The sequence below is a fragment of the Vibrio sp. OPT20 genome (assembly GCF_963889365.1).
In the GTDB taxonomy this organism is placed as follows: Bacteria; Pseudomonadota; Gammaproteobacteria; order Enterobacterales; family Vibrionaceae; genus Vibrio; species Vibrio splendidus.
This window is the reverse complement of record NZ_CAWPOA010000058.1, coordinates 186,600-208,505: the sequence shown is the minus strand read 5'-3', so window position 1 is coordinate 208,505 and position 21,906 is coordinate 186,600. Positions and strand designations below refer to the sequence as shown.

The window sequence follows — 21,906 nt, the reverse complement described above, 5'->3', positions numbered from 1 at the left end:
TATCCCCACGACTCCGACAATATTTAAATACAATTCAAACCAACTTATTTGCCAAGAGCAAAATATTATTTGGAGAATTAAACATGTCGAAGCCTATTATTGTTGTTGCTGTCGGTGGGAACGCTTTACTGCAACGTGGTGAAGTAATGAGTTGTGAAAACCAAAAAAAGAGCATCGCGCAAACCGCCAGGTCTTTGGCTGAACTCAGTAAAGACTACCGTTTAGTGGTTGTGCACGGAAATGGCCCTCAAGTAGGGCTACTGTCATTACAGAACAATGCTTACAAAGATTGTCCTCCTTACCCATTTGATGTCCTTGGAGCTGAGACTCAGGGAATGATTGGCTACCTTATTCAGCAAGGGTTGAACGCTGCGATTCAAGATCGCTTTACTACGACGATTCTTACTCGCATTGTGATTGACGAGAACGACCCTGCGATCGCCGACCCAACCAAGTTTATTGGCCCTGTCTATACAGAAGAACAAGCCAAACAACTCGCAGAAGCCAACCAATGGATTGTGAAACCTGACGGCGCACACTGGCGTCGTGTGGTTCCATCACCTTCGCCAAAAGAAGTGCTAGAGATAAAAGCCATCAAAGACTTGCTAGAGAAAGAGCACCTAATTATTTGTGGCGGTGGTGGCGGGGCTCCGGTCGTCGAAAAAGATGGCGCTTATGTGGGTTTCGAAGCAGTAATCGACAAAGACATGACAGCGGCTCTTATCGCAGAAGAAATCGGCGCAGAACATTTACTGATCCTCACTGACGGGTCTCATGTTTGTTTAGATTGGGGAACCCCAAAGGAAGAGAAGCTTGAGAACGTGTCAGTTGAACAAATGAAAAAGTACACTTTCCCCGCAGGTTCTATGGGGCCGAAGGTAGACGCATGCTGTCTTTTTGTTGAAAAGACAAAACAACACGGACACATTGGTGATCTATCTAGCGCGTTAGAGATCATAGAAGGTAAAACGGGGACACATATTAACGCCTAACATTGGGTTATAATGTTTTATATAAATAAAGGGTAATAAAGTCTAAGTTTTGATATTTCAATTGGAACTTTGCTTGAAAACCCTTTATGTTTTTTGTGTTCCAAATAACAGTGAGGATCATTAGATGCGCAAAGTAACCACCGAAGAAAAGTTAATTCGAATTCATGATGCTGTTGTGCAACTAATGGAACGCCGCGAAGCTACTGATATTTCAATGTATGATGTTGCTAAAGAGTGTGGAATGGCAACATCCACGGTTTATCATCACTACCCAAATATAGAGAACTTATTCCATAATCTATTAGATGACGTTTTTATTGATTTCGACTCTCTGTTAGGTAAATGTATCGATGCCGAGCATGTTAATCATTGGACTGACATCAACCGCATGATTGAAACAGCGTATGTTAATTATTACAACGATCACCCTATTGCCAAAAAGCTTATATTAGGTCGTCATACGTTCACGGAGTTAGGTCATGCAGACACCGAGAATGACTTAATCCTTGGTAAAGAAGTAGAAACGATTTATCGACAGTTTTTTGATGTTCCTCAGTTACCACAATCCATCAATGTCTTCGCTATCTCACTGCAAGTCGCAGATAAAATATACTCGTTATCTTATCGCCAACATGGTTGCATCACACCAAAACTTGCCAATGAAGCTATCCGACTGACTGAATCTTACCTTCAGCTGTATATTCCTCATATCTGTCAAAGAACAGAACCCAACATGCTGCATACGCATTAAGTGAAGCTGTAATCCCGATAACGTCTTGCCTTTCTATTTTCGCTTGATGACCTGACTAAACTCGCTGACCAAACAAAAAAGCAGAACTTCAATTCCTCAAAGTTCTGCTTCAACAATCCATGACTGCTTACGCTCTGCGCTTTTTGAAGGCGTGCCAGCCAGCGCTGAGAATTGTTTTTAACACCACACCTAATGCGCTTAGTTTAGGGTCGGAATTCTTGCCAGAGGCGATGCGCCACATCTGATGTTCATACCAAACTAGCCCGACCATTGCTACCTTATCTAATGCGGGTTTTCCTGTGGTTGGCACCGTTAGTGGCATGCCGTGGCTAGGGTCTTCATTAACTTGTTAGGGAAGTCAGGATCAACCGCCATTGTGCGCGCAATACCAATAAAATCGGTCGCCGAGGTGTTTAATGCTTCATTCATTGCTTGCGCGGTTCGGAAACCACCCGTGACCACCAGCGGTGTGCTGACGAGTTTTCTCGCCTTCACCATGTAATCCATAAAATACGCTTCACGCTTTACCGTGCTGGCCTTGATTGATTCAGCCTTATTCTTTGAACCCATCATTGATGGACTTTCATAGGTGCCGCCGGAGATCTCTATCAGGTCGATACCGTTATCACTCAATGTTTGTACAACCTGCATCGACTCTTCTTCAGTGAAGCCACCTTTCATGAAGTCGGCGCTGTTAAGCTTAATTCCGACAGGGAAATCTTCACCGACCTCTTTTCGAATCGCGCGATAAACCTCAAGCACGAAACGAAGTCTGTTTTCGAGTGAGCCACCCCATTTGTCTTGGCGTTGATTGTGTCTAGAAGACAAAAACTGACTTACCAGATAACCATGAGCACCGTGAATCTGCACGCCAGTAAAACCCGCTTGTTTTGCAAGCTTTGCGCTCAGCGCGAACTTATCAATGATTGCGATTATTTCCGTCTCAGTCAGAGCTCGTGGCGTATTGAAGCCTTTTTCTAATCCACGCTCTAAAGAGATAGCCGAAGGAGCAACCGGGCTATCACATAAGAATTTAGGGATTTGCTTTCCTGGGTGGTTCAATTGCATCCATATCTGCGAACCATTTTGTGTTCCAACCTTCGCCCACTCACGAAATACGCTTAAGTCACTTTGCTCATCCAACACCACGTTTTTAGGTTCACCAAGCGCACCTCTATCGACCATCACGTTGCCCGTCATGGATAGGCCAATTCCTCCTTGAGCCCAACGCTGGTAAAGCGTGACTAAACCTTGCTTAGGGTTATGATGTTTATCACCTAGCTGTTCACTCATTGCCGATTTGAACAAGCGATTTTTGATCACTTGGCCATTAGGAAGAGAAAAAGGGTCGTTGAGGCAGATTGGATTCATGCGCGTGGTTACTTTCTTTGGTCTATATATTGCGCCCAGTATGCCCTATTTTATCCGACAGTTCTGAGCATTTAGTGCCTATTTCAAAGCAATTTTCACTCAATAATAAAATGCCAGCGGCGTAGCAGCTGGCATTAATCGATTATAAATAGAATCTCAAAAACTGGGCTGACGCTGCTGAAATATGTCAACCAGAAAGGCTCAAACACCCTTTACGCTCATGGTAATTGTCGTTATTGTGATTCTCTACGTCATCATCACAAGGACTGTCTGAGAGTTATGAACAGCACGATTGAAACTATTCTGGGGCACCGCTCCATTCGTCAATATACAAATCAACCGATTGAAAAAGCACAACTTGATGTGATTATTCAGGCAGGTCTCGCGGCTTCATCATCCAGTTTACTGCAGGCTGTTTCTATCGTGAGAGTGACAGACAAAGAGAAGCGCAAACTGTTAGCCGAATACGCAGGCAACCAAGCTTACGTTGAGAACGCGGCTGAGTTTTTGGTGTTCTGTATCGACTATCAACGCCACGCTCAAATCAACCCTGAAGTGAAAACCGACTTTACTGAACTGACCCTGATTGGCGCAGTCGATTCTGGCATCATGGCGCAAAACTGTATGCTGGCTGCGGAGTCTCTTGGTTTAGGTGGCGTGTACATCGGTGGCTTGCGTAACAGCGCGCAACAAGTCGATGAACTACTGGAACTTCCACAACACACGGCCGTGCTATTTGGGATGTGTTTAGGTCACCCTGCGCAGCAGCCTGAAGTCAAACCTCGCCTTCCTGCTCACGTGGTCATGCACGAAAATCAATACCAACCGTTGAGCTTAGATGAAATTGCCAGCTACGACGATTCAATGCAAAGCTACTACGCGAACCGCTCAAGCAATCAGAAGCAAAGCAGTTGGTCACAACAGATCACACAGAAGTTGTCTGGCGAATCTCGCCCGCACATTCTGCCTTACTTGAACAGCAAGCAGCTGACCAAGCGTTAAGCCGTTAAGCCGTTAAGCCATTAATAGCTTGCAACAAACCACAGCAAACAGCAGTACAAACAAAAATGTCAGCGTAAAATACGCTGACATTTTTATTTACCCGAGGCGGCTAGCTTACAGATATTTCTCAATCGGTAACAGCTGTAGGAAACCTGATTGCATTCGTTCCCACTTACCCGTTTCTGGTTCACTGTCCCAACGTTGATCGCCTGAATACCAATACACATCACCGTCTTCCAGTTCCAAGCGCCAACTATTATCATCACTCATCGCTTGCTCAATGGTGTCAGCCAACGTTTCAGCAATCTCTTTATTCTCGATGATCAAAACCGATTCAGTATTGAGGTAGGTAGAACGCAAGTTGAAGTTAAATGAGCCGATGCTCGCGATGCTGCGGTCGAATACAACTGATTTTGCGTGCAAGCCATAGGCCGTCTCAGGCGCACATTTCGACACATCTTGAGTCGATACTTCGCAAAGCTTAGACTCTGGTTTTAGCTCAAACAAGTCAATGCCATGCTCTAACATATCGTAACGTCTGCCCGCATAAGCAGAGTGATTAGTCACCAAATCATTAGAGGCCATAGAGTTCGTTAGCGCTTTTATCTCAACGCCCTTGTTGTTCAATACCTGCCACTCTTCAAGCTGACCATCATCGAATACAAGGTAAGCCGATTCCAACAAGATCTCTTGTTTCGATTCACTCGCTAACTTCCCTAGAAGAATCGCAGTCGCTTTCGGTTCATCAGTATTATCGGAGTCATCAGGGACGGGTTGATCATAAACAAAACGCGCATTCACCCAAGTCATCTCACCAACCACCTCTTTCAGTAAACTATCAGCAGCCTTACGCTCTAATGGTAATTCAGGATAATTTTGATAATGCGGAACGACAATATTATCTATCTTCGAGAGATCAGGTTGTTCGTCATCACCCAGCATATCGACAGGGTAAGACCAACGACTGTTCCAGTATTCAACAAAACTGGTTTGGATGGTGTTAACTACCGAGCCCATGACTAATACATCGCGGTCTCGGAAATTGATTTCATCAGAAAGGTCAAAGTATTCATCACCGATATTACGGCCACCCACCACAGACAAAGTACCATCTACGGTAAACGACTTATTGTGCATACGGCGATTTAAGCGAGAAAAGTCACCGACAAAGCTCAGCCATTTACTGAAGCCACGGCGTGTTGGCGTTGGATTGAAGATACGAATCTCGACGTTAGGGTGCGCATCCAGTGCCGACAGCAAACCTTCACGTTCATTGAGGTTGATATCATCCAACATTACGCGCACCTTCACACCACGCTCAGCCGCGGCTAACAAACGGCTAGCGAGATAGCTGCCCGATTCGTCAGAGTTCCAGATGTAGTATTGAATGTCGATGGTGTGCTCGGCACTTTCGACCAGTGCTAATCGCTGTGCCAAAGCATCCCAACCAGACTCTTGCAGACGAACCGCGGTGGTGCCTTGCTCTAAAGCTTCAGGCTGAAATTCATTGGTTAGAACCGATAAAGAACTAGGTGCAGGAGAGGTTGGCGGTTCTGTTGGATGATCGATGCCTTCAGGAAGTGAAGAACACCCACCTAAAACGGCGATTAAGATTAACGTTAAACTGATGCGTTGGAGCACAGGCATGTATCTGACTTCCTTTTCACGATGCGTCTTTAGAAACTTTCCGTACAGCTTTTCAATGAACAAGCTATTCCGATCTATTCATTGATTATTACTGCTAAATCCTGAAATTTATAGGTAATTATCCAGTATAAATTTGAAGATCAGTAAATTGACCTACAAATCACCTAAGTTGAGTGAGTGTCAGGCAATATAAACTTAGCGGGTTTTCTACCATTTCGATGGTGAGTCTGTTCGGTCTGGGTGATGCTTCACCATTGTTTGGAGATCTAGTTTCACCGCTTGATTTCACACTAACAGGCGTGTCAACTTACTTATATGAGATTGTGCAAACTCATTACTTACGTAAGCGCTAAAGCTGTTGTTGATCTAAGGGACATGTAAGGATCAACACCGAAAACATTGTTCACACTACATAACGTTTATCGTCCCTACACAAGCCTCCCCTATAGTAGTACCCTTTATCGTCTCTCATTCTTGATGGTAGCTGGATATTATGAAGCTTTTGGTCGATCGTACTGGTGAACAGTTTTTAGAAATTCTGCAAGAATCGGGAGACACGCTGACGGTTCAATTCATTACCAATGAAGGCAACCGAAAGGGTAAGCCGTTCCAAGATAACTTGAGTGGATTGTTCCTCACAGGGTGGAAGCCGCGCACGACCTCAACCGCGATTGGCCTAGAACGCTTTAAACAAGGCAAGCTGAAAGACTCTAAAGTCAGCTTCGCTTTGCACCAACTTTACCCGCTCGGCCGAGATGTAAAATTACCTTCCGGTGATATCGCAACTATCGCGAGTTACGCCAATACCCATGCCGATGGCTACTATATGTTTGTGTGCCTCAACGATGAGTTAACCCGACTCAAGGTTACACCTGATTGGGAACTGCAACCTTCCGTTCAAAGGTTAGCCTTGCCTTATTACCCTGCGCCAAGAAGCCAGCAAGAACTCGACAATATTGATGACTTCGATGCTTGGGCTGGTGGGTTTTAATCGCTATTACCTACTCCGTTAGCCTGAAACATAAATGACTTAGCCCCATCGTTTTCACTGTGGGGCTTTTTGTCCGCTTTTGTTCTAGCGCTTTTCTTATACAATGGTGTACTAACTACAGGAAATACGTTCAGAGCTAATCACCTTATGCTGATCACCGAAGATGATATCTACTTCACATCGCAGATCCTCGACTTTCTCTCCGAGAACGACAAAGCACTCTCTTTTCGTAAACATGCGATAAAGAAAGGCGAGCCTATCTTTCAGCAAGGGCAAGAGATAACCGACATTATATTCATCACCGATGGCGCTATTTCTGTCGCTCGCAGCTCACGTTACGGTCGTCGATATCAGGTAGGCACTTTCAATCACAATGGCTTTTTAGGGCTTATGGAACTGTTTTCAGGGAAGCCCTGCTTCTACTCGGTAAAAGCTGAATCTGATTGTGAAGGGTTCATCATGAATGGGGCAATATTTGCAGAGCTCATCTGTCAAACCCCTATCTTGGCGGCACATACTTTTAAACACCTAACCTCCAAATGGTATTTATCGGTCGAGAGAATGTCGCGCAATATCCTGCACTCTATTACCTACTGTGTGATTGATGATTTGTTGCAGTTTCACAGCCTGAATCCAGAAAAAGATTACATCGTAAACAAAAGCTTAGAGTGTGAACGATTAGGCACGAGCCTGCGTGTTTACAATCGAATATTGAAACAGCTGAATGATAGCGGGGCGATTTCAGTCACACGCAAAAGTATTCGAATCATCAATCTAGACAAACTCGAAGCGACTCGTTTAAAAGAGTCCGAAAAGCAATAACTTCGCTCTAATACTTATTAATTTATTCACTTATTCCAACGCTCCTACAAACGTAAAACGGTGACCCATAGGCCACCGTTTATTTTGATCATCGACAATCATTAAGACTAAGCTTGAAGAAACGATGAGTTAGTTCCACAGCTCATGTTCAATGATTTTCTCAGTAGTGAAATTAGGGTAAGCCATCTTCCACATGTTCAAACCTGAGTATTCATCACTGGAGTACTGAGCAAAAAATTCATCCAACGCTTTTGTCATCGTATCTTGAACCGCTTGACGTGGTGGCTCTGCGATATACGCCTCACCCATCGGGTTACTCAAGTCATACCAATGATCGATAGGCTCATTTTTCTTATTGTAGTAACGCACTAACTTCCAATGACCGTTAGTGATCATTCGCGCATTGCCTCGCTCTGAGAATTGGAACTGACGCCAATCTCGAACGCGCTCCCCCTTCATCATTGGTAACAAGGATTTACCCGGACCATAACTGGTATCGTAACCTTCCCCCTTACTCGCCAGATCCATGATCGTAGTATGAAGATCTAAGATATCGACAAACTCGCCACGCACTTGTTTCTGACGCACCATGCCTTCAGGGCCTTTGATGATGAAAGGCACGCGAATCGTCTCTTCATAGAAATTGTATGGGAAGCTGGCGTTGATCTTACCGTATAAGCCATATTGCCCCATCAACAAGCCATGATCAGAAACAAAAGCGATCACGGTATTATCCATCAAACCACGTCCCTCTAAACCATCGATCAACTGGCCGACTTGTTCATCCAGTAAAGTCACTGCAGCCAGATATTGCGCCAGTTTCTCTTCATGATCAGACGGCACCAAGGTATAAGCACTCATGTGTTCAAGCACAGAGTTCCCACCATAAGACACCACTTTATGGGCAATATCGCGGTATTTCTCTACCAATCGTTCTGGTAAACCTTCAAAGGGGAAATGCGGCTCAACATAGTTAAGGCTAACAAAGAAAGGCTTATCACTTGGCTCATCAATGAACTTAATGGTCTCTTTGGTTAAGAACTGCGCTTGAATACCGGTGTGTTCTTCATTCTCGCCATCTCGCGAGAACAACACCGTTCCTGAATGTAGGTATTGGTTTTTCCAACCCGCTTCTAACGCGTCGTAACTTAACCAACGGTCAAAGCCACGAATCGGCTCTTTGCTGTCCGTCGTGGCATGCCACTTACCAATTAAAGCGGTACGATAGCCTTCGTCTTGTAAACGTTCCGACAGCAATTTCTCACCATCTAACCAACCGGCATCAAACTTAGGGTCTTCCGCTAAGAAATCATACACACCATGCTGAGAGGGCATTTTACCAGTATGGAATGAAGCTCGTGCAGCAGAGCTCACAGGCGCTGGCGTCATACCATTCTCGAAACGAACACCGGTTTCGGAAAGATATTCTAGGTTGGGTGTTTCAACGTATTTGTTATGGTGGCTTGTCGCCCAATCACCAAGATCGTCGGCCATGATGACCACAATATTCGGCTGTTGAGGTTGTTTGACGTCTTCAGCGATAACGCTGCCCGAGCAGGTCACTGCCGCGAGAGCAAACGCTTTTGAAACCGCACTAAGCGGGAATTTTTTCATGTTCGACTCCATGAATATTCAAGGGGTGGGTTATTGGGATTCTTTGTTTTTGATGATTTGCATAATGGCAGCAGCAGGATGCCCGGCTTGATAGAGCTTCTTCATTAAATCAATGTAAGGGGCTGAGTAAGAGAAAAATGTTTTATAACCAAGGCAAAGGTAGTTCTGATCGGGCTTACCAGAAGACGAGAAAGCAAAGCGATGTTTTGGACAACCGCCATGGCATACAGAGCGAAATTCACAGCGTAAACAATCTTGAGAAAGTGAGTGTTTTTTCTTCTCACCAAACTGTTGATTCGCCTGGCTTTCGTTTATCTCTTTGATGGTAGTGGTATGAATGTTTCCAAGCTTAAATTCTGGAAATACATAGTGGTCACAAGCGTAAATGTCGCCGTTGTTTTCCATCGCAAAAGCGCTGCCGCACGTCTCTGAAAACACACACAACTGCGCTGGTTGGCCACATGTCATTGCGAAGGTATTCTCAAAAAGTTGCACCCACACCTTTCCGACATCTTGCCGTACCCACTCTCTAAAAATCGCAGCCATAAACAAGCCGTAATGTTCTGAACCCACACTCCAATCACAAAGAGCTACCGCTTCCGACCGCCCAGGATGTAACAGGGTTAATCCAACTTCCGTTTGCTGTTGGGCTTCACGTTCCACCAACGGAATGAACTGCATGTGCGCACTTCCGATCGCCTTAAGGTAGTGATACACCTCTAACGGAGATTTGGCATTCACATCGCTGATAACGGTTAGTGTATTAAACTCAACACCAAAGGATTTGAGCAGATTAATCGCCGCTTCAACTTTGTGGTGGGTAGGTTTCCCTGAGCGTGTTTTACGATAGGCATCATGCAGATGTTGTGGACCATCAACCGAAATGCCAATTAAGAACTGATGATCTTTGAAGAACTGACACCACGACTCATCAAGCAATAAGCCGTTGGTTTGCAGAGTATTGGTGATGGTTTTACCGAAGCCGTATTTAGCTTGCAGAGCCATCGCTTTTTCGAAGAAAGCCAACCCCAACAACGTCGGTTCGCCACCTTGCCAAGCAAAAGTCACCTCATTGGAAGATTGCGCTTCAATATGTTGGATAACATAACGCTCCAACGTGGCATCATCCATCTTCCAAGAGGTCGGTGAACTGGCAGATTCAGGATAGAGTTTTTCTTTTTCAAGATAGAAACAGTAGCTGCAATCAATGTTGCATTTAGAACCCGAAGGCTTTGCCATAACATGACAGCCTTGAGGTGAAAAAGTATCTATACCCATCTTCGATTACCTACTCAATTTCGATATGAGCATGCTAAAAATTGATAAGCTTCGTCAATAGGACAAATGTCCGAAAAGCGGTGGTTTTAATCAGTGAAAGTCAGTAAACGCTATTGAGATCACATCCACCTATCGAATCTCAATACAACAATATGTGCTCTCTAAACATTGATACGAATACCCGTTCTCAAACGATGCAAATAACGGTTTGGCTGTGTGCTGCTAAAGAGTGTTTCATTCTTTCCTACAAGCTCAAACGGGGCTGAATAAAGTCAATAAACGCCGAGATACGTTTAGAGACAGAGGACGACTTGTAATAAACCGCATTCACTCGCTCTCGGTCTGTGTTGGCAAGTTTGTCTTGTTCCAGAATAGGGATTAAACGCCCTGCTGCCATATCTTCCTGCACCATAAACCCCGACAGACAAGCAATCCCATTTCCAGCTAAGACTAGTTGACGCACGGTTTCACCATTACTGGCTGTCACAGTAGGCGCGACGTCACTTTGGTTTGGTAAAGGCCAATGGTTAAGCACTTTGTTACCCGCAAATCCCACAATTTGATGCGAACTCAAATCTTCAGGTTTGGTGGGTAGCCCACGCTTAGCGAGATAATCAGGTGACGCCACAATATGGAGTAAGCTTTTTCCTAAAGGGCGAGCGTGCAGTGTTGAATCGGACAACTTACCGATTCGAATCGCAACATCGGTTCTCTTTTCTAGAAGATCAACAAAGCCTTCGTTGGAAGTGAGTTCCAACTCAATGTCTGGGTAAGCCTCTTTGAATGACTGCACCAACGGCACTAGCTGATGGAATACGAATGGACTGGCGGCATCGACTCTTAAACGACCTTTTGGCAACTCACCGCGCGACACGATTTCTTCTTCCGCGCTCTGGATCATCTGTAATCCCACCCTGACTGAATCGACAAACTGCCGCCCTTCCTCCGTCAATTCCACGCGTCTCGTTGTTCGGTTGAATATTGAGACGCCGAGTTGCGACTCAACCTTACTCACCGAACGAGACACCTTGGCGACCTGCACATCCAGCGCCTCTGCCGCCGCAGAAAAACCACCAGCATCGACAACGGTGAGTACCATTTCTAAATCATCTGAACGGGTTAACATAAGGCTCCTTCGCTATCTTCATTTTGTTTAATGTCATTTCGCTTGTGCTCATCACAGCTCAAATCATCTATGTCTTTTCGATCTCATCAGCTTAATCCAATGATCGGTTAACTTTTCAATTATTACAAATTTAACAAAGGTTATTTGTTAATAACGTCATTTATCACAAATATATATTACTAGATAATCCTCGCTATCAAACGAAGCGCTCCTATTGCAGTCACAAGCTGCCCCATTTTATCGCGCTCGGTATTTAACAAAGAACAGTAAGAGAGATGATTATGCCATTAGCATTACTTGCATTGACGCTCAGCGCCTTTGCCATCGGAACCACAGAATTTGTCATCGTAGGCTTGATTCCTACCATGGCGAGCGACTTGAATGTATCTCTGCCATCGGCAGGCCTATTAGTCAGTTTATACGCGCTTGGCGTTGCTATTGGCGCACCAGTATTAACGGCATTAACCGGCAAATGGAATCGTAAAGCGGTGCTGCTAACCGTGATGGCATTGTTTGTCATTGGTAACTTATTGGCGTGGCAAGCTCCGGGTTATAACACGCTGATCGCCGCACGAATTTTGACCGGCCTTGCCCATGGCGTGTTCTTCTCGATTGGATCGACCATCGCGACAGGTTTGGTTTCAAGAGATAAAGCAGCCAGTGCCATTGCGATCATGTTTACGGGTTTAACGGTTGCATTGGTAACTGGAGTACCACTGGGCACTTATATCGGCCAAACCTTTGGATGGCAAGCGACCTTCTTGATCGTTGCTCTGCTTGGTCTTATTGCTCTTATCGGCAGCGCTATCTTGGTTCCAAGCAACCTTAAGCAACCACCAGCGGCGAAGATTTCGGCACAACTAAAGGTTCTAACTCAACCACGCTTACTGTTGGTTTACGCTATCACAGCACTAGGTTATGGCGGTACATTCACAGCGTTTACGTTCCTCGCTCCAATACTGGAAAATGTATCAGGATTTGATTCGAGCTCAATCAGCTTAATCATGTTGGTTTACGGTGTTTCAGTCGCGGTAGGTAACATCTGGGGTGGTAAGATGGCTGACAAGATGGGCCCAATTAAAGCACTGACCGTTATCTTCTCAGGTTTAGCCGCGGTACTGGTGGTATTCAACTTTACCGCAGTAAACCCTTACGCAGCTGTTGCTACCATTTTGGTTTGGGGTGCATTCGCATTCGGTAACGTTCCGGGGCTACAAGTGTATGTTGTGAAACTGGCTGAGAAATACACACCAGACGCAGTCGATGTCGCTTCTGGGTTGAACATTGCAGCCTTCAACGTCGGTATTGCATTGGGCTCGTGGGGTGGTGGTTTGATTGTCGCGAAATCTGGATTAATGAACACCCCTTGGGTAGGTGCTGTGATTGTTTTGATCGCTCTTGTTCTGACTCGATTCAGTGGTGCGTTAGATAAGAAGCAAGCACAACAAGCTGTTCCATCTAGCATCTAGCATCTAGCAAGGATAGAAAAAACAAAGCCCGAACCTAGGTTCGGGCTTTGTCATTTAAATCTGATTATTGTCCGTTATCGATCGATTTCAGCACTTTACATGGGTTACCGACTGCAACCACATTGGCTGGGATGTCTTTAGTTACCACACTGCCTGCGCCAATCACGCTGTTTTCGCCAATAGTGACACCTGGGCAAATGATCACACCGCCGCCAAGCCAAACATTGTCGCCAACATTAATCGGAGTGCCAAACTCAACACCCTCTTCAACTCGGCCTTTCACATCAAGTGGATGGCCTGCGGTCAGGATTTGAACGTTTGGACCAAGCAGCACATTGTCGCCAATGGTCACTTCAGCCACATCCAAAATCACGCAGTTAAAGTTAGCGTAGAAGTTCTTGCCCAGCTTGATGTTCGAGCCGTAATCACAACGAAATGGGGGCTCTAGGTGCGCGTTCTCACAACCCGGAAAAAGCTCTTGCGTTGCTGCTTCCCATTCAGGTGTGTCAGGAATACTGTTATTGAGTTTTTGAAGCACCTTACGACATTCGATACGAGCGGCATAAAGCTCTTTATCCCAAGCCTGATAAGGTTCGCCTGCTAGCATTTTTTGTTTTTCTGTTTTCACGTTACTTACCTGTTCTCACATCACTTAGCTATTTTCATATTACTTAGTTATTTTCATATTACTTAGCTAGTTTCACATTACTTAACTGTTTTCACATTACTTAACTAATGCTGGTCAATTCATCGACCAAAAACGCAATATCGCACATCTAAATAACAGTGAATAAGGAGTGTTTGAGCTTGGTTGAAGAGATGCGCAGCTCGTCACTTTTTGTAGGTGAAATATGAAATTCGATCAGTGCTAATTTAGCTTCGCTATCGAATCACGTAACACCAAACTACCAGTGGCATTGATGGTGGTCGCTTGCTCTGTTTCACCGACAATTTGCAGGATCGCCTTTTGCGTCATTTGCTCTAATGGCACACTGACAGACGTTAAGCTTGGCGTTAAAAACGCCCCCACTTTGCTGTTATCAAAGCCGACGATCGAAACATCTTGAGGCAACGAATACCCAAGTTCAGTTAACGCCTTAATCGCACCAATCGCCATATCATCGTTTTCAGACAAGATAGCAGTGAACGTGGTTTTGCTTTTTACCAGAGCCTGAGCCGTGTGATAACCGCTCTCCATCGTCCAATCACCTCGAACAACCTTGGACTCATCCAATGTAATACCCTGTTTAGTTAAGACATCTTGATAAGCTTGGTAACGCAACTCATCAGTCGAAGAACCGGCTTTACCACGAATCACTGCAATGTCTGTATGGCCTTGCTCGATGATGTGTTCAACCATCAAACAAGCGCTCTGATAGTGGTCGGTGGTGATAGCATGATTGGGCTTCGACGGCATTTCTCGGTTGAGTACCAGAATAGGTGTGTCAGTGCTGTCGATGATCTTTGCAATCTCGCTTTCGGTTAAGCATTGCGGATAGATGATGATGCCCGCGCACTTCATATCCAGCAGGAAGTTGATCGCCTTTACTTCGTCTTCAGCACTGTGTTTGCCATCGGTGATCACCAATTGGTGATTCGACTTTTCGCTATAAGAAGCCGCGTGATACATCAAGGAAGAAAAGTAAGGGCCATTGAACAACTCATTAGTGATTACAAAGCCGATGAAATTGGTCTTCTTGGTCGCCAATTGCTGGGCCAACAAGTTCGGTCGATAACCTGTTTCTTGAATCGCATCGAATACCTTTTTCACCACATCTGGGCGCACGATGTTTTTGCCATTTAAGACACGAGAAACAGTCGATTTAGATACACCTGCGCGGTTTGCGACGTCAAGCATGGTTACCATTCGCTTCTTTTCCTTTATAAAAAATTAGCCGACATAGGCCGACTAATTCATTGCAAAATGACAGCTCACAGTTCACATAACTGCGCTGGGAAATGCATTCTAAATAGTGGCACCGTTAGATGCAATCACGCCTTTATACCACTCGAACGACTTCTTGCGTTTGCGTTCTAGTGAGCCAGATTGATCGTTGTGCTTATCTACGTAAATGAATCCGTAGCGTTTTTTCATCTCACCGGTGGTGAACGACACTAAGTCGATACAGCCCCAAGGGGTATAACCCATCAAGTCAACACCATCAATCGCAACGGATTTTTTCATCTCTTTGATGTGGTCGCCAAGGTAAGCGATGCGGTAGTCGTCATTAATGCTGCCATCTTCTTCTATGGTGTCGACAGCACCGAAGCCATTCTCGACGATGAACAATGGCACTTCATAGCGCTCATAAAGAGATGCTAAACAGAAACGCAAACCCGTTGGATCAATTGGCCAGCCCCAATCGCTAGACTGGATGAACGGGTTATCGACCGAGTTCTCATGACCGCCGTCCATCGCTTCTTCAGTCGATTGATGAGAAGAAGAATCCAAGGTATTAGACATGTAGTAGCTAAAGCCAAGGTAATCCGCTTTACCTTCTTTCAAGATTTGCTCATCTTCGGGCTGCATCTCAATATTGAAGCCTTTGATTGCCCAGTCACGCTTAGCGTAATTTGGGTAGTGGCCACGCACCATCACGTCCGAGAAGAAATAACGATCACGCATCGCTTGCTGTGCCACCATAATATCTTCTGGCTTTGAAGAATGAGGATAGAAAGGCACCATCGCACACATTGCGCCGATTTGAAGATCTGGATTGATCTCGTGACCTTTCTTAACCACCAAAGCACTGGCAACAAACTGATGGTGAACCGCTTGATACATCGCCTCTTGCGGCTTTTCACATTGTGGAAACTTCACGCCAGAACATAACCAACCAAAGATGTCGGCTGAAGTGTTCATCTGGTTGTTGATCTCGTTAAACGTCATCCAGTATTTCACTTTGTGCTGGTAACGCTCCATCACCGTAGTTGAGTACTTAACGAAAAAGTCGATCACTTTACGGTTCATCCAGCCGCCATATTCGTTAGCTAGGTGGTAAGGCATTTCAAAGTGGCTCAGTGTGACCACAGGTTGAATATCGTATTTCAACAGCTCATCAAACAGATCATCGTAAAACGCTAAACCCGCTTCACACGGTTCAGCTTCGTCACCATTTGGGAAGATACGCGTCCAAGCGATACTGGTACGGAAACACTTAAAACCCATCTCAGCGAATAACTTTATGTCTTCTTTGTAACGATGGTAGAAATCCACTGCGACTTGGTTTGGATAGTTTTCTCCATCAATCACACCATCGGTGATTCGACGTTGTACACCATGAGCGCCCGCTGTTAATACATCAACAACACTTACACCCTTGCCATTCGCATCCCAGCCGCCTTCTAGCTGATGCGCTGCAACCGCACCACCCCACAAAAAATCGTTCGGAAATTCGTTGTTCATACCATTACTCGCTACAAGTTATTCGCAAAAAAGATCAGGATTAGAGAGCTCATTGCAGCTCTGAAACCGATTTCAACAAAAGCCAAGATACAGATTGAAACCGGTTTCATCAATGATTTTTTGATCAAACTTAGGATTGATTTGAGCTCATCCCTGCCAATCGACTCTTTTCATTAAAACCAACTCAAAAGGTAATTCCTTAGTTTCTAGGTTCAACCTAGGCTAAGGACTGTGCTTTGGCGCACACTCATCCCACTCGCGCTCTCTAAAATGGCAAACGTTTCCTTCACTGACATGAGCACGCTATGAAAAACCTTAAAATGAAACCTTTATGCTTTGCTGTCTCCGTATTAACGACAGTGGCTTCAATGCCAACCTTAGCCGAAATAAAAGAGATCACTCTGCTTCATACCAACGATATTGAAAGTGTTTACGAACCAGTCGATGCGTTCTGGAATGATGACATTGAGCTGATTGGCGGTATTCCTTACTTGGCGACGTTGATCAAAAACGTTCAAGCTGAGGAAGGAACCAGTTTCCTATTAGACGCTGGTGATATTTACACGGGCGCACTCTCTAAAAAGTCGAAAGGTAAGCTGCCTTTCGACCTATATAACTCAATGGGTTATGACGTAATCACACTGGGTAATCATGAATTCGAATACGGTTGGGAATCACTGGTAGAAACTATGCCACGTGCTCGTTTCCCTGTGCTCAACGCGAATATCTTCCATGAAGCTTCTGATTCGATGTTTGCTCAACCTTACACAATCCTTGAGCGTGATGGCGTTAAAATCGGCGTAATTGGTGTCATGGGAATTGATGCGTTCTACAACACAATGTGGAAAGGAAACCGTAAAGGGCTAACCGTCAAAGATCCTACGGAAATAGCTCAAAAATGGGCTGATAAGATCCGCGATGATGTCGACATGATCGTAGTACTAACGCACCAAAACAAGACGGCTCCAATGCAAACCGACAAAGAAGCCGATGCAGAAGTTCAACGCGGATTCGATGAAGACTACGAAATGGCCGGAAAGCTCAAAGGCGTTGATGTGATCTTCGGGGGCCACTCTGACAATGGTTTAGTTGAACCAGTCGTTCATCCAAAAACAGGCACGGTTATTGGTTTAACCTTTGGTCAAGGCATGCACCTTGGCTACACCAAATTTACTGTCGATACCGAAAAGCATGATGTGAAATTCTTAGGTGGAAAATTGATTCCCGTTGAATCTGCCAAATTAGAGCGTGACGAAGCGACTTATGCATTGATTCAGAAAATTCGCGATGCTCACCCAACATTAGCAGATCAGCTTTCTACCCTAGATAAAGCCGCATCACGTCGTTACTATCGAGAGTCAAATGTTGGTAACCTTGTGGCTGATTTGATGAAAGATGCGGGCCAAGCTGACATAGCGATGATCAGCTCAGGCAGCCTGCGTGTTGACCTAAATCCAGGTGCCGTCACTCGTGAGAATGTAATGAACCTATTCCCGTTTACTGACACACTAACTGTGGTTGAATTAACGGGTGACAACGTTCAAGAGCTGCTTGAATACAGCTACACATTGCCTTACGGTCTGGCGCAATTCTCAGGGATCAAAGCCACTTACGACAGTACACAACCGGAAGGTGAGCGTTTGATTAGCTTGAGTATCAACGGCAAGCCCGTATCCGAGAATCAGAAGTACAAAGTGGCGACGTATTCATACGCGGCCAGTGGTGGCGATGGTTACACCGTATTTAATAAAGGCGAAACACTATCGAACGGAGATCCGGTCATGCAAGTAATGATTGAAGGTTTCCAAGAACGTAAAAACATCACAGTTCCTGAACTTGGTCGTCAAGTCGATGTAAGTCGTCAGTAACAGAGATATCCAACAACCTACGTCATAAGATACGTATAAGGGATTAGCAGGTACAACACTCATGAGAACTCAGTTCAATTGCTGTAAAACATATAACTGTTTTAACCTAGCTAATCCTGATCTAAGCCTTTATCAGCGCAGCTCTCAATTAGGCTTCGCGTCTTATAAATGCCCCTTGTGTGGGGCATTTACTCCGATACTGGAAAACGAGCCGACCCTCGCTTTAGAGAAGCAAATCGAAACTAATCAACTCCGCTTGCCTGAGATTGAATGCCCTGCTTGCTTAAAACACACAGAAACCAGCGCCTATGGGAGCACAAAGATCGGCACACCGCGTGTTAAATGCAAACAATGCTCAACGGTGTTCAGCCTACTCAATCCGCACAAGACCAGTAGCAAACTGCAGCCTTTGTTAACCCTGCTCACTTCTGGCGTATTACCTAAAGATCTTCAACGGTTATCTCAACTCAATAGCAAATTGTTCTACGTGCGCATAAAACAGCTGGCTCAATTACTTCAACAGTTCAATCAACTGCTGATTCAAAAGTATCTTAGCAAGACCGAAAGCAGCATGTCGCTGCACACCTCAAGCTTCGTATTTTTATCACGCTCAGGAAAAGGAAATATCCTGAAATGCTGGAACCTTTCGACTACCGAAAGTCAGTATGGTTTCCATGTCTTAGACACTGACAACTTTTATCGACATGACACACAGAACAGCCCCGCAGGGCTTTATTACTTAGACTCCGTCGAAACAACGGATGAGTCGTCAACTTCACCTTTAGCAACCGTTCAAGCGACTTACGATAAGATTTTCTCTAGAAGTAAATTTGATGAATTAGGTTACACCTATCAAATGGAGTGTCAGTCCAATGAAGGAAGCGTGCTTCGCCCCGTTTATGCAGCCCACGCCCATTGGATAAGTTTGTCTAAGATATTGCCTCAGCATCACCGATTCGACTTCTTTCTAGAACACGAGAGTTTCATTCGCGGTGGCGCTATCACCAACCTTACCCAAGGTATAATGACTGGTCATTACAATCTTTATTACCTATACACAACACCCTCGGAAAACAATTCCGAGACTGATATTGAACAAAAGAGTATTGGTTGGTGGGGAGAAAACTGGTCGACTCAAACTAAGCAATATCCAAGTGGCTATTGGGATGTCACTCTATGCGCTCTAACTGAAAGCAAAGAACCTGACCTTAAATTCAACGGCACTGAATGGCACCAAGACTACTTGAACCAGCTAACTCAATGGCTTCCAACCCAATATCAAAAGAGCATCTCTTACCAGATGTCGCAGCATTGGCGTGCCATATTCAACTACTTATACAACTTCACCTATAGCCAAGATAGACGCCAATGTTTCGCTGAAGGTGAATTCGAATCAATTCTAAAAATAGTCACAACACTCAACGCCTCAGCTTCCAAATAAAGCTGTACAAACCTCTTATCATAATAAGAACGAATGGCACCCCAACATCAATGCTGCTCAAAATACTGGTCGTGTTGTGATTTGCCAGATTGGTCTTGAGTTCCTGGGTAGAACTGGACGAGTGTCTGATCGGCAAGTGTGAGGTGAATCCAACCCTCTTTCACTTTCAGCCAATTGGTGCCGTTGGTCTCATAGACGGCAGGAAAATTGCCCCAGCCTGACTCTGATACCTGCAGCTCTTGAAAGCGGTTAATCGGCGTTAGCTTATTGCTGGCAAAATCTGCGTCGGTATAGACTGATAAAGGTTCGATAGCATCGTTTGGCTTAAACGTGTAACAGCTGACAGCGGCTGAAATGCGATCAAACCACTGGTAGGGTTGTGCGCCTGTTAAATCGTAGACCGTGCAATCGTTAAATTGAATGGCCCACTCTTGATGGGCTTTGAAGCCAAGGTAACCTATGGGTTGGGATGGTTCAGGCTTCGAGTCCGCCTCCTGCTCATACACCGGTTCTGAGGTAGCACATCCCATCAGCCCAAGACTAAAAAGGAAAGTCACAGCAAGCTTCATCATTGTCATACCTCAGTTCCGTTAGTAGATGAGTAACTCAATTAAGTCTCTACATTAAACGGTAAGTTCCAAACGATTACCATCTGGATCGAGTACACAGCTCTCATAATAGCCATCGCCTGTTCTTCTTGGGCCATCTAAGCGCTCATAGCCGTCTTCGACCAAGCGTTGAGTGAGTGCATCGACCGCTTGTTCCGAGCCTAATGAAATCGCCATATGAATGAAGCCCGTAAATTGATCATAGATGTCATCTTTCGATTCAGGCACCGAGTCCATTTCCATGATCTCTAAACGGCTCCCTGTTTCGAAAGAGAGGAAGTATGAAGAAAACCCTTTGGTTGGGTTGTGATATTTTACGTTGGATGTCGCACCGAAATAGTTTTCATAAAACTGCTTCAACACGTCGAGTTGTTTCGTCCAAATAGCGATGTGTTCAATCTTCATTTTGTTCACCTAAGTTTGATGTCTAACGCTAGATTACTCATCAAATAAGGAACAATAAACAGAACGAAATTCATTGAAACTGTTCCTATTTAATGGACGCAATCTTATGTCCATAACCGCACAGTATTGGTATCTATGTTTGTGTAATAGTTATCTTTCCTACATAGTCGGTGTTTTACACATTCTGAGATATAAGCCGTGAACTTTATAAAACTAATAACTCTCGCTGCGATATGGGGCGGTTCGTTTCTGTTCATGAGAATTGCCGCTAATCCGCTGGGCCCTGCGGTGCTGATTGAAGCGCGAGTTCTGTGCGCTGCCGTCACTCTACTCTTGGTTTCTTTTTATCTGAAAAGGAAGCTTTCTTTTAATGCCCATGCGAAACACTTTTTCATTCTTGGCTTGTTTAATACCGCACTTCCCTTTTTGTTTTTCGCTTATGCCGCGCAGACACTGAACGCCTCGACACTCGCTATCTTGAACTCTACCGCGCCAATATGGGCGGCAATCATTGGTGCGATATGGACAAAAACAACACTCGATGCAAGAGTTCTATTAGGGCTAGGTATTGGGGTGACGGGAGTTGGTGTGTTAGTTGGTTGGGACGCGATGAACATTGGCCGCGAAGCCATACTTCCTATTTTTGCAGCGGTGATGGCGGCCTTTAGCTACGGAATAGCGTCAAACTATACCAAACAAGCACCTAAAGTTGAGGCATTCAATAACGCTCATGGCAGCATGTGGGCTGCGGTATTAATCGTGTTGCCGTTTGTCTTCTTTATCCCAATGAGAGAGGCTCCAGATCTCACCATCACCACATCAGTTCTCTTATTAGGCGCCGTTTGTACTGGCCTTGCTTACCTGCTTTACTTCAATCTCGTTTCAGAATTGGGGGCGCCTTCGGCTCTGTCTGTCACCTTCTTGATTCCTGTTTTTGGCATCTTGTGGGGCAACCTGTTCTTAGACGAAGCGATTGGCCTTAACACCATTTTCGGTTCGGTTCTTGTTATTACCGGCACCATGTTAGTGACCGGTATGACACCTTCTAGGATGATAGAGAGCGCAAAACAGAAACGAGCGGCAAGAGTAGCTCGCTAATCAGATGCCAATGAGCA

General features: G+C 45.0%; 18 protein-coding genes and 1 pseudogene. 9 read left to right on the top strand and 10 right to left on the bottom strand.

The window, feature by feature from the left end; genetic code table 11:
• Window positions 1–83: 83 nt before the first annotated feature.
• Together arcC and AACR09_RS13080 are read left to right on the top strand one after the other, a co-directional pair.
• On the top strand, window positions 84–992 hold the full coding sequence (arcC, locus tag AACR09_RS13085) for a carbamate kinase (protein WP_193835145.1): 909 nt from the start codon (window positions 84–86) through the stop codon (window positions 990–992).
• 124 nt (window positions 993–1,116) lie between these two features.
• Window positions 1,117–1,743 carry a TetR/AcrR family transcriptional regulator gene (locus AACR09_RS13080; RefSeq protein WP_193835144.1) on the top strand — a complete coding sequence of 209 codons (627 nt, stop codon included), beginning with the start codon at window positions 1,117–1,119 and terminating at the stop codon, window positions 1,741–1,743.
• Between the two features lie 127 nt (window positions 1,744–1,870).
• Here the strand turns inward: AACR09_RS13080 and AACR09_RS13075 are convergent.
• A pseudogene (locus AACR09_RS13075) lies at window positions 1,871–3,114 on the bottom strand (NADH:flavin oxidoreductase/NADH oxidase family protein).
• 279 nt (window positions 3,115–3,393) lie between these two features.
• On the opposite strand from AACR09_RS13075, the gene nfsA reads away from it, so the two are divergent.
• Window positions 3,394–4,116 carry an oxygen-insensitive NADPH nitroreductase gene (nfsA, locus tag AACR09_RS13070; protein WP_004732266.1) on the top strand — a complete coding sequence of 241 codons (723 nt, stop codon included), beginning with the start codon at window positions 3,394–3,396 and terminating at the stop codon, window positions 4,114–4,116.
• 114 nt (window positions 4,117–4,230) lie between these two features.
• On the opposite strand, the gene AACR09_RS13065 is transcribed toward nfsA, so the two are convergent.
• Complete coding sequence (locus AACR09_RS13065; protein ID WP_193835143.1) at window positions 4,231–5,763, bottom strand: phospholipase D family protein; 1,533 nt, start codon at window positions 5,761–5,763, stop codon at window positions 4,231–4,233.
• A gap of 493 nt (window positions 5,764–6,256) precedes the next feature.
• Here AACR09_RS13065 and AACR09_RS13060 point away from each other — a divergent pair, with 493 nt between their 5' ends.
• Window positions 6,257–6,754 carry a hypothetical protein gene (locus AACR09_RS13060; protein ID WP_193835142.1) on the top strand — a complete coding sequence of 166 codons (498 nt, stop codon included), beginning with the start codon at window positions 6,257–6,259 and terminating at the stop codon, window positions 6,752–6,754.
• A gap of 147 nt (window positions 6,755–6,901) precedes the next feature.
• Window positions 6,902–7,576, top strand: coding sequence for a Crp/Fnr family transcriptional regulator (locus AACR09_RS13055; protein WP_102491338.1), 675 nt, complete (start codon window positions 6,902–6,904; stop codon window positions 7,574–7,576).
• A gap of 129 nt (window positions 7,577–7,705) precedes the next feature.
• Here AACR09_RS13055 and AACR09_RS13050 read toward each other — a convergent pair whose 3' ends face one another.
• The 3 genes from AACR09_RS13050 to AACR09_RS13040 form a co-directional block, all read right to left on the bottom strand.
• Window positions 7,706–9,190, bottom strand: coding sequence for a sulfatase family protein (locus tag AACR09_RS13050; protein ID WP_193835141.1), 1,485 nt, complete (start codon window positions 9,188–9,190; stop codon window positions 7,706–7,708).
• A gap of 30 nt (window positions 9,191–9,220) precedes the next feature.
• Window positions 9,221–10,429, bottom strand: coding sequence for an anaerobic sulfatase maturase (locus AACR09_RS13045; RefSeq protein WP_228010566.1), 1,209 nt, complete (start codon window positions 10,427–10,429; stop codon window positions 9,221–9,223).
• Window positions 10,430–10,712: 283 nt separating this feature from the next.
• Complete coding sequence (locus AACR09_RS13040; RefSeq protein ID WP_017064026.1) at window positions 10,713–11,594, bottom strand: LysR family transcriptional regulator; 882 nt, start codon at window positions 11,592–11,594, stop codon at window positions 10,713–10,715.
• Between the two features lie 281 nt (window positions 11,595–11,875).
• Here AACR09_RS13040 and AACR09_RS13035 point away from each other — a divergent pair, with 281 nt between their 5' ends.
• Window positions 11,876–13,063, top strand: coding sequence for an MFS transporter (locus tag AACR09_RS13035; protein WP_004732274.1), 1,188 nt, complete (start codon window positions 11,876–11,878; stop codon window positions 13,061–13,063).
• Between the two features lie 64 nt (window positions 13,064–13,127).
• On the opposite strand, the gene AACR09_RS13030 is transcribed toward AACR09_RS13035, so the two are convergent.
• The 3 genes from AACR09_RS13030 to AACR09_RS13020 all read right to left on the bottom strand — a co-directional run bounded on the left by AACR09_RS13030 (window position 13,128) and on the right by AACR09_RS13020 (window position 16,469).
• Window positions 13,128–13,691: a sugar O-acetyltransferase gene (locus AACR09_RS13030; RefSeq protein WP_193835139.1), complete on the bottom strand. Its 564-nt coding sequence runs from the start codon at window positions 13,689–13,691 to the stop codon at window positions 13,128–13,130.
• Between the two features lie 240 nt (window positions 13,692–13,931).
• Complete coding sequence (locus AACR09_RS13025; RefSeq protein WP_193835138.1) at window positions 13,932–14,930, bottom strand: LacI family DNA-binding transcriptional regulator; 999 nt, start codon at window positions 14,928–14,930, stop codon at window positions 13,932–13,934.
• A 99-nt stretch (window positions 14,931–15,029) separates the two neighbouring features.
• Window positions 15,030–16,469, bottom strand: coding sequence for a 6-phospho-beta-glucosidase (locus AACR09_RS13020; protein ID WP_193835137.1), 1,440 nt, complete (start codon window positions 16,467–16,469; stop codon window positions 15,030–15,032).
• 305 nt (window positions 16,470–16,774) lie between these two features.
• Here AACR09_RS13020 and AACR09_RS13015 point away from each other — a divergent pair, with 305 nt between their 5' ends.
• Together AACR09_RS13015 and AACR09_RS13010 are read left to right on the top strand one after the other, a co-directional pair.
• Window positions 16,775–18,337, top strand: a complete 1,563-nt coding sequence (locus tag AACR09_RS13015; RefSeq protein ID WP_193835136.1) for a bifunctional metallophosphatase/5'-nucleotidase — start codon at window positions 16,775–16,777, stop codon at window positions 18,335–18,337.
• Window positions 18,338–18,398: 61 nt separating this feature from the next.
• Complete coding sequence (locus AACR09_RS13010; RefSeq protein WP_193835135.1) at window positions 18,399–19,778, top strand: hypothetical protein; 1,380 nt, start codon at window positions 18,399–18,401, stop codon at window positions 19,776–19,778.
• A gap of 47 nt (window positions 19,779–19,825) precedes the next feature.
• On the opposite strand, the gene AACR09_RS13005 is transcribed toward AACR09_RS13010, so the two are convergent.
• Together AACR09_RS13005 and AACR09_RS13000 are read right to left on the bottom strand one after the other, a co-directional pair.
• Window positions 19,826–20,350, bottom strand: coding sequence for a hypothetical protein (locus AACR09_RS13005; protein ID WP_193835367.1), 525 nt, complete (start codon window positions 20,348–20,350; stop codon window positions 19,826–19,828).
• A gap of 51 nt (window positions 20,351–20,401) precedes the next feature.
• Complete coding sequence (locus tag AACR09_RS13000) at window positions 20,402–20,791, bottom strand: VOC family protein (RefSeq protein WP_193835134.1); 390 nt, start codon at window positions 20,789–20,791, stop codon at window positions 20,402–20,404.
• Between the two features lie 198 nt (window positions 20,792–20,989).
• Here AACR09_RS13000 and AACR09_RS12995 point away from each other — a divergent pair, with 198 nt between their 5' ends.
• The gene (locus tag AACR09_RS12995) at window positions 20,990–21,889 is read left to right on the top strand and encodes a DMT family transporter (RefSeq protein ID WP_108109566.1); all 900 of its coding nucleotides are present in this window, start codon (window positions 20,990–20,992) and stop codon (window positions 21,887–21,889) included.
• Window positions 21,890–21,906 lie beyond the last annotated feature (17 nt).

Coding starts and splice junctions, on each gene's coding strand:
- AACR09_RS13080 (WP_193835144.1), top strand. CDS start 1,117: ATGCGCAAAGTAACCACCGAAGAAAAGTTAATTCGAATTCATGATGCT.
- AACR09_RS13050 (WP_193835141.1), bottom strand. CDS start 9,190: ATGAAAAAATTCCCGCTTAGTGCGGTTTCAAAAGCGTTTGCTCTCGCG.
- AACR09_RS13015 (WP_193835136.1), top strand. CDS start 16,775: ATGAAAAACCTTAAAATGAAACCTTTATGCTTTGCTGTCTCCGTATTA.
- AACR09_RS13025 (WP_193835138.1), bottom strand. CDS start 14,930: ATGGTAACCATGCTTGACGTCGCAAACCGCGCAGGTGTATCTAAATCG.
- AACR09_RS13045 (WP_228010566.1), bottom strand. CDS start 10,429: ATGGCAAAGCCTTCGGGTTCTAAATGCAACATTGATTGCAGCTACTGT.
- AACR09_RS13010 (WP_193835135.1), top strand. CDS start 18,399: ATGAGAACTCAGTTCAATTGCTGTAAAACATATAACTGTTTTAACCTA.
- nfsA (WP_004732266.1), top strand. CDS start 3,394: ATGAACAGCACGATTGAAACTATTCTGGGGCACCGCTCCATTCGTCAA.
- arcC (WP_193835145.1), top strand. CDS start 84: ATGTCGAAGCCTATTATTGTTGTTGCTGTCGGTGGGAACGCTTTACTG.
- AACR09_RS13065 (WP_193835143.1), bottom strand. CDS start 5,763: ATGCCTGTGCTCCAACGCATCAGTTTAACGTTAATCTTAATCGCCGTT.
- AACR09_RS13060 (WP_193835142.1), top strand. CDS start 6,257: ATGAAGCTTTTGGTCGATCGTACTGGTGAACAGTTTTTAGAAATTCTG.
- AACR09_RS13040 (WP_017064026.1), bottom strand. CDS start 11,594: ATGTTAACCCGTTCAGATGATTTAGAAATGGTACTCACCGTTGTCGAT.
- AACR09_RS13055 (WP_102491338.1), top strand. CDS start 6,902: ATGCTGATCACCGAAGATGATATCTACTTCACATCGCAGATCCTCGAC.
- AACR09_RS13020 (WP_193835137.1), bottom strand. CDS start 16,469: ATGAACAACGAATTTCCGAACGATTTTTTGTGGGGTGGTGCGGTTGCA.
- AACR09_RS13035 (WP_004732274.1), top strand. CDS start 11,876: ATGCCATTAGCATTACTTGCATTGACGCTCAGCGCCTTTGCCATCGGA.
- AACR09_RS13000 (WP_193835134.1), bottom strand. CDS start 20,791: ATGAAGATTGAACACATCGCTATTTGGACGAAACAACTCGACGTGTTG.
- AACR09_RS13005 (WP_193835367.1), bottom strand. CDS start 20,350: ATGATGAAGCTTGCTGTGACTTTCCTTTTTAGTCTTGGGCTGATGGGA.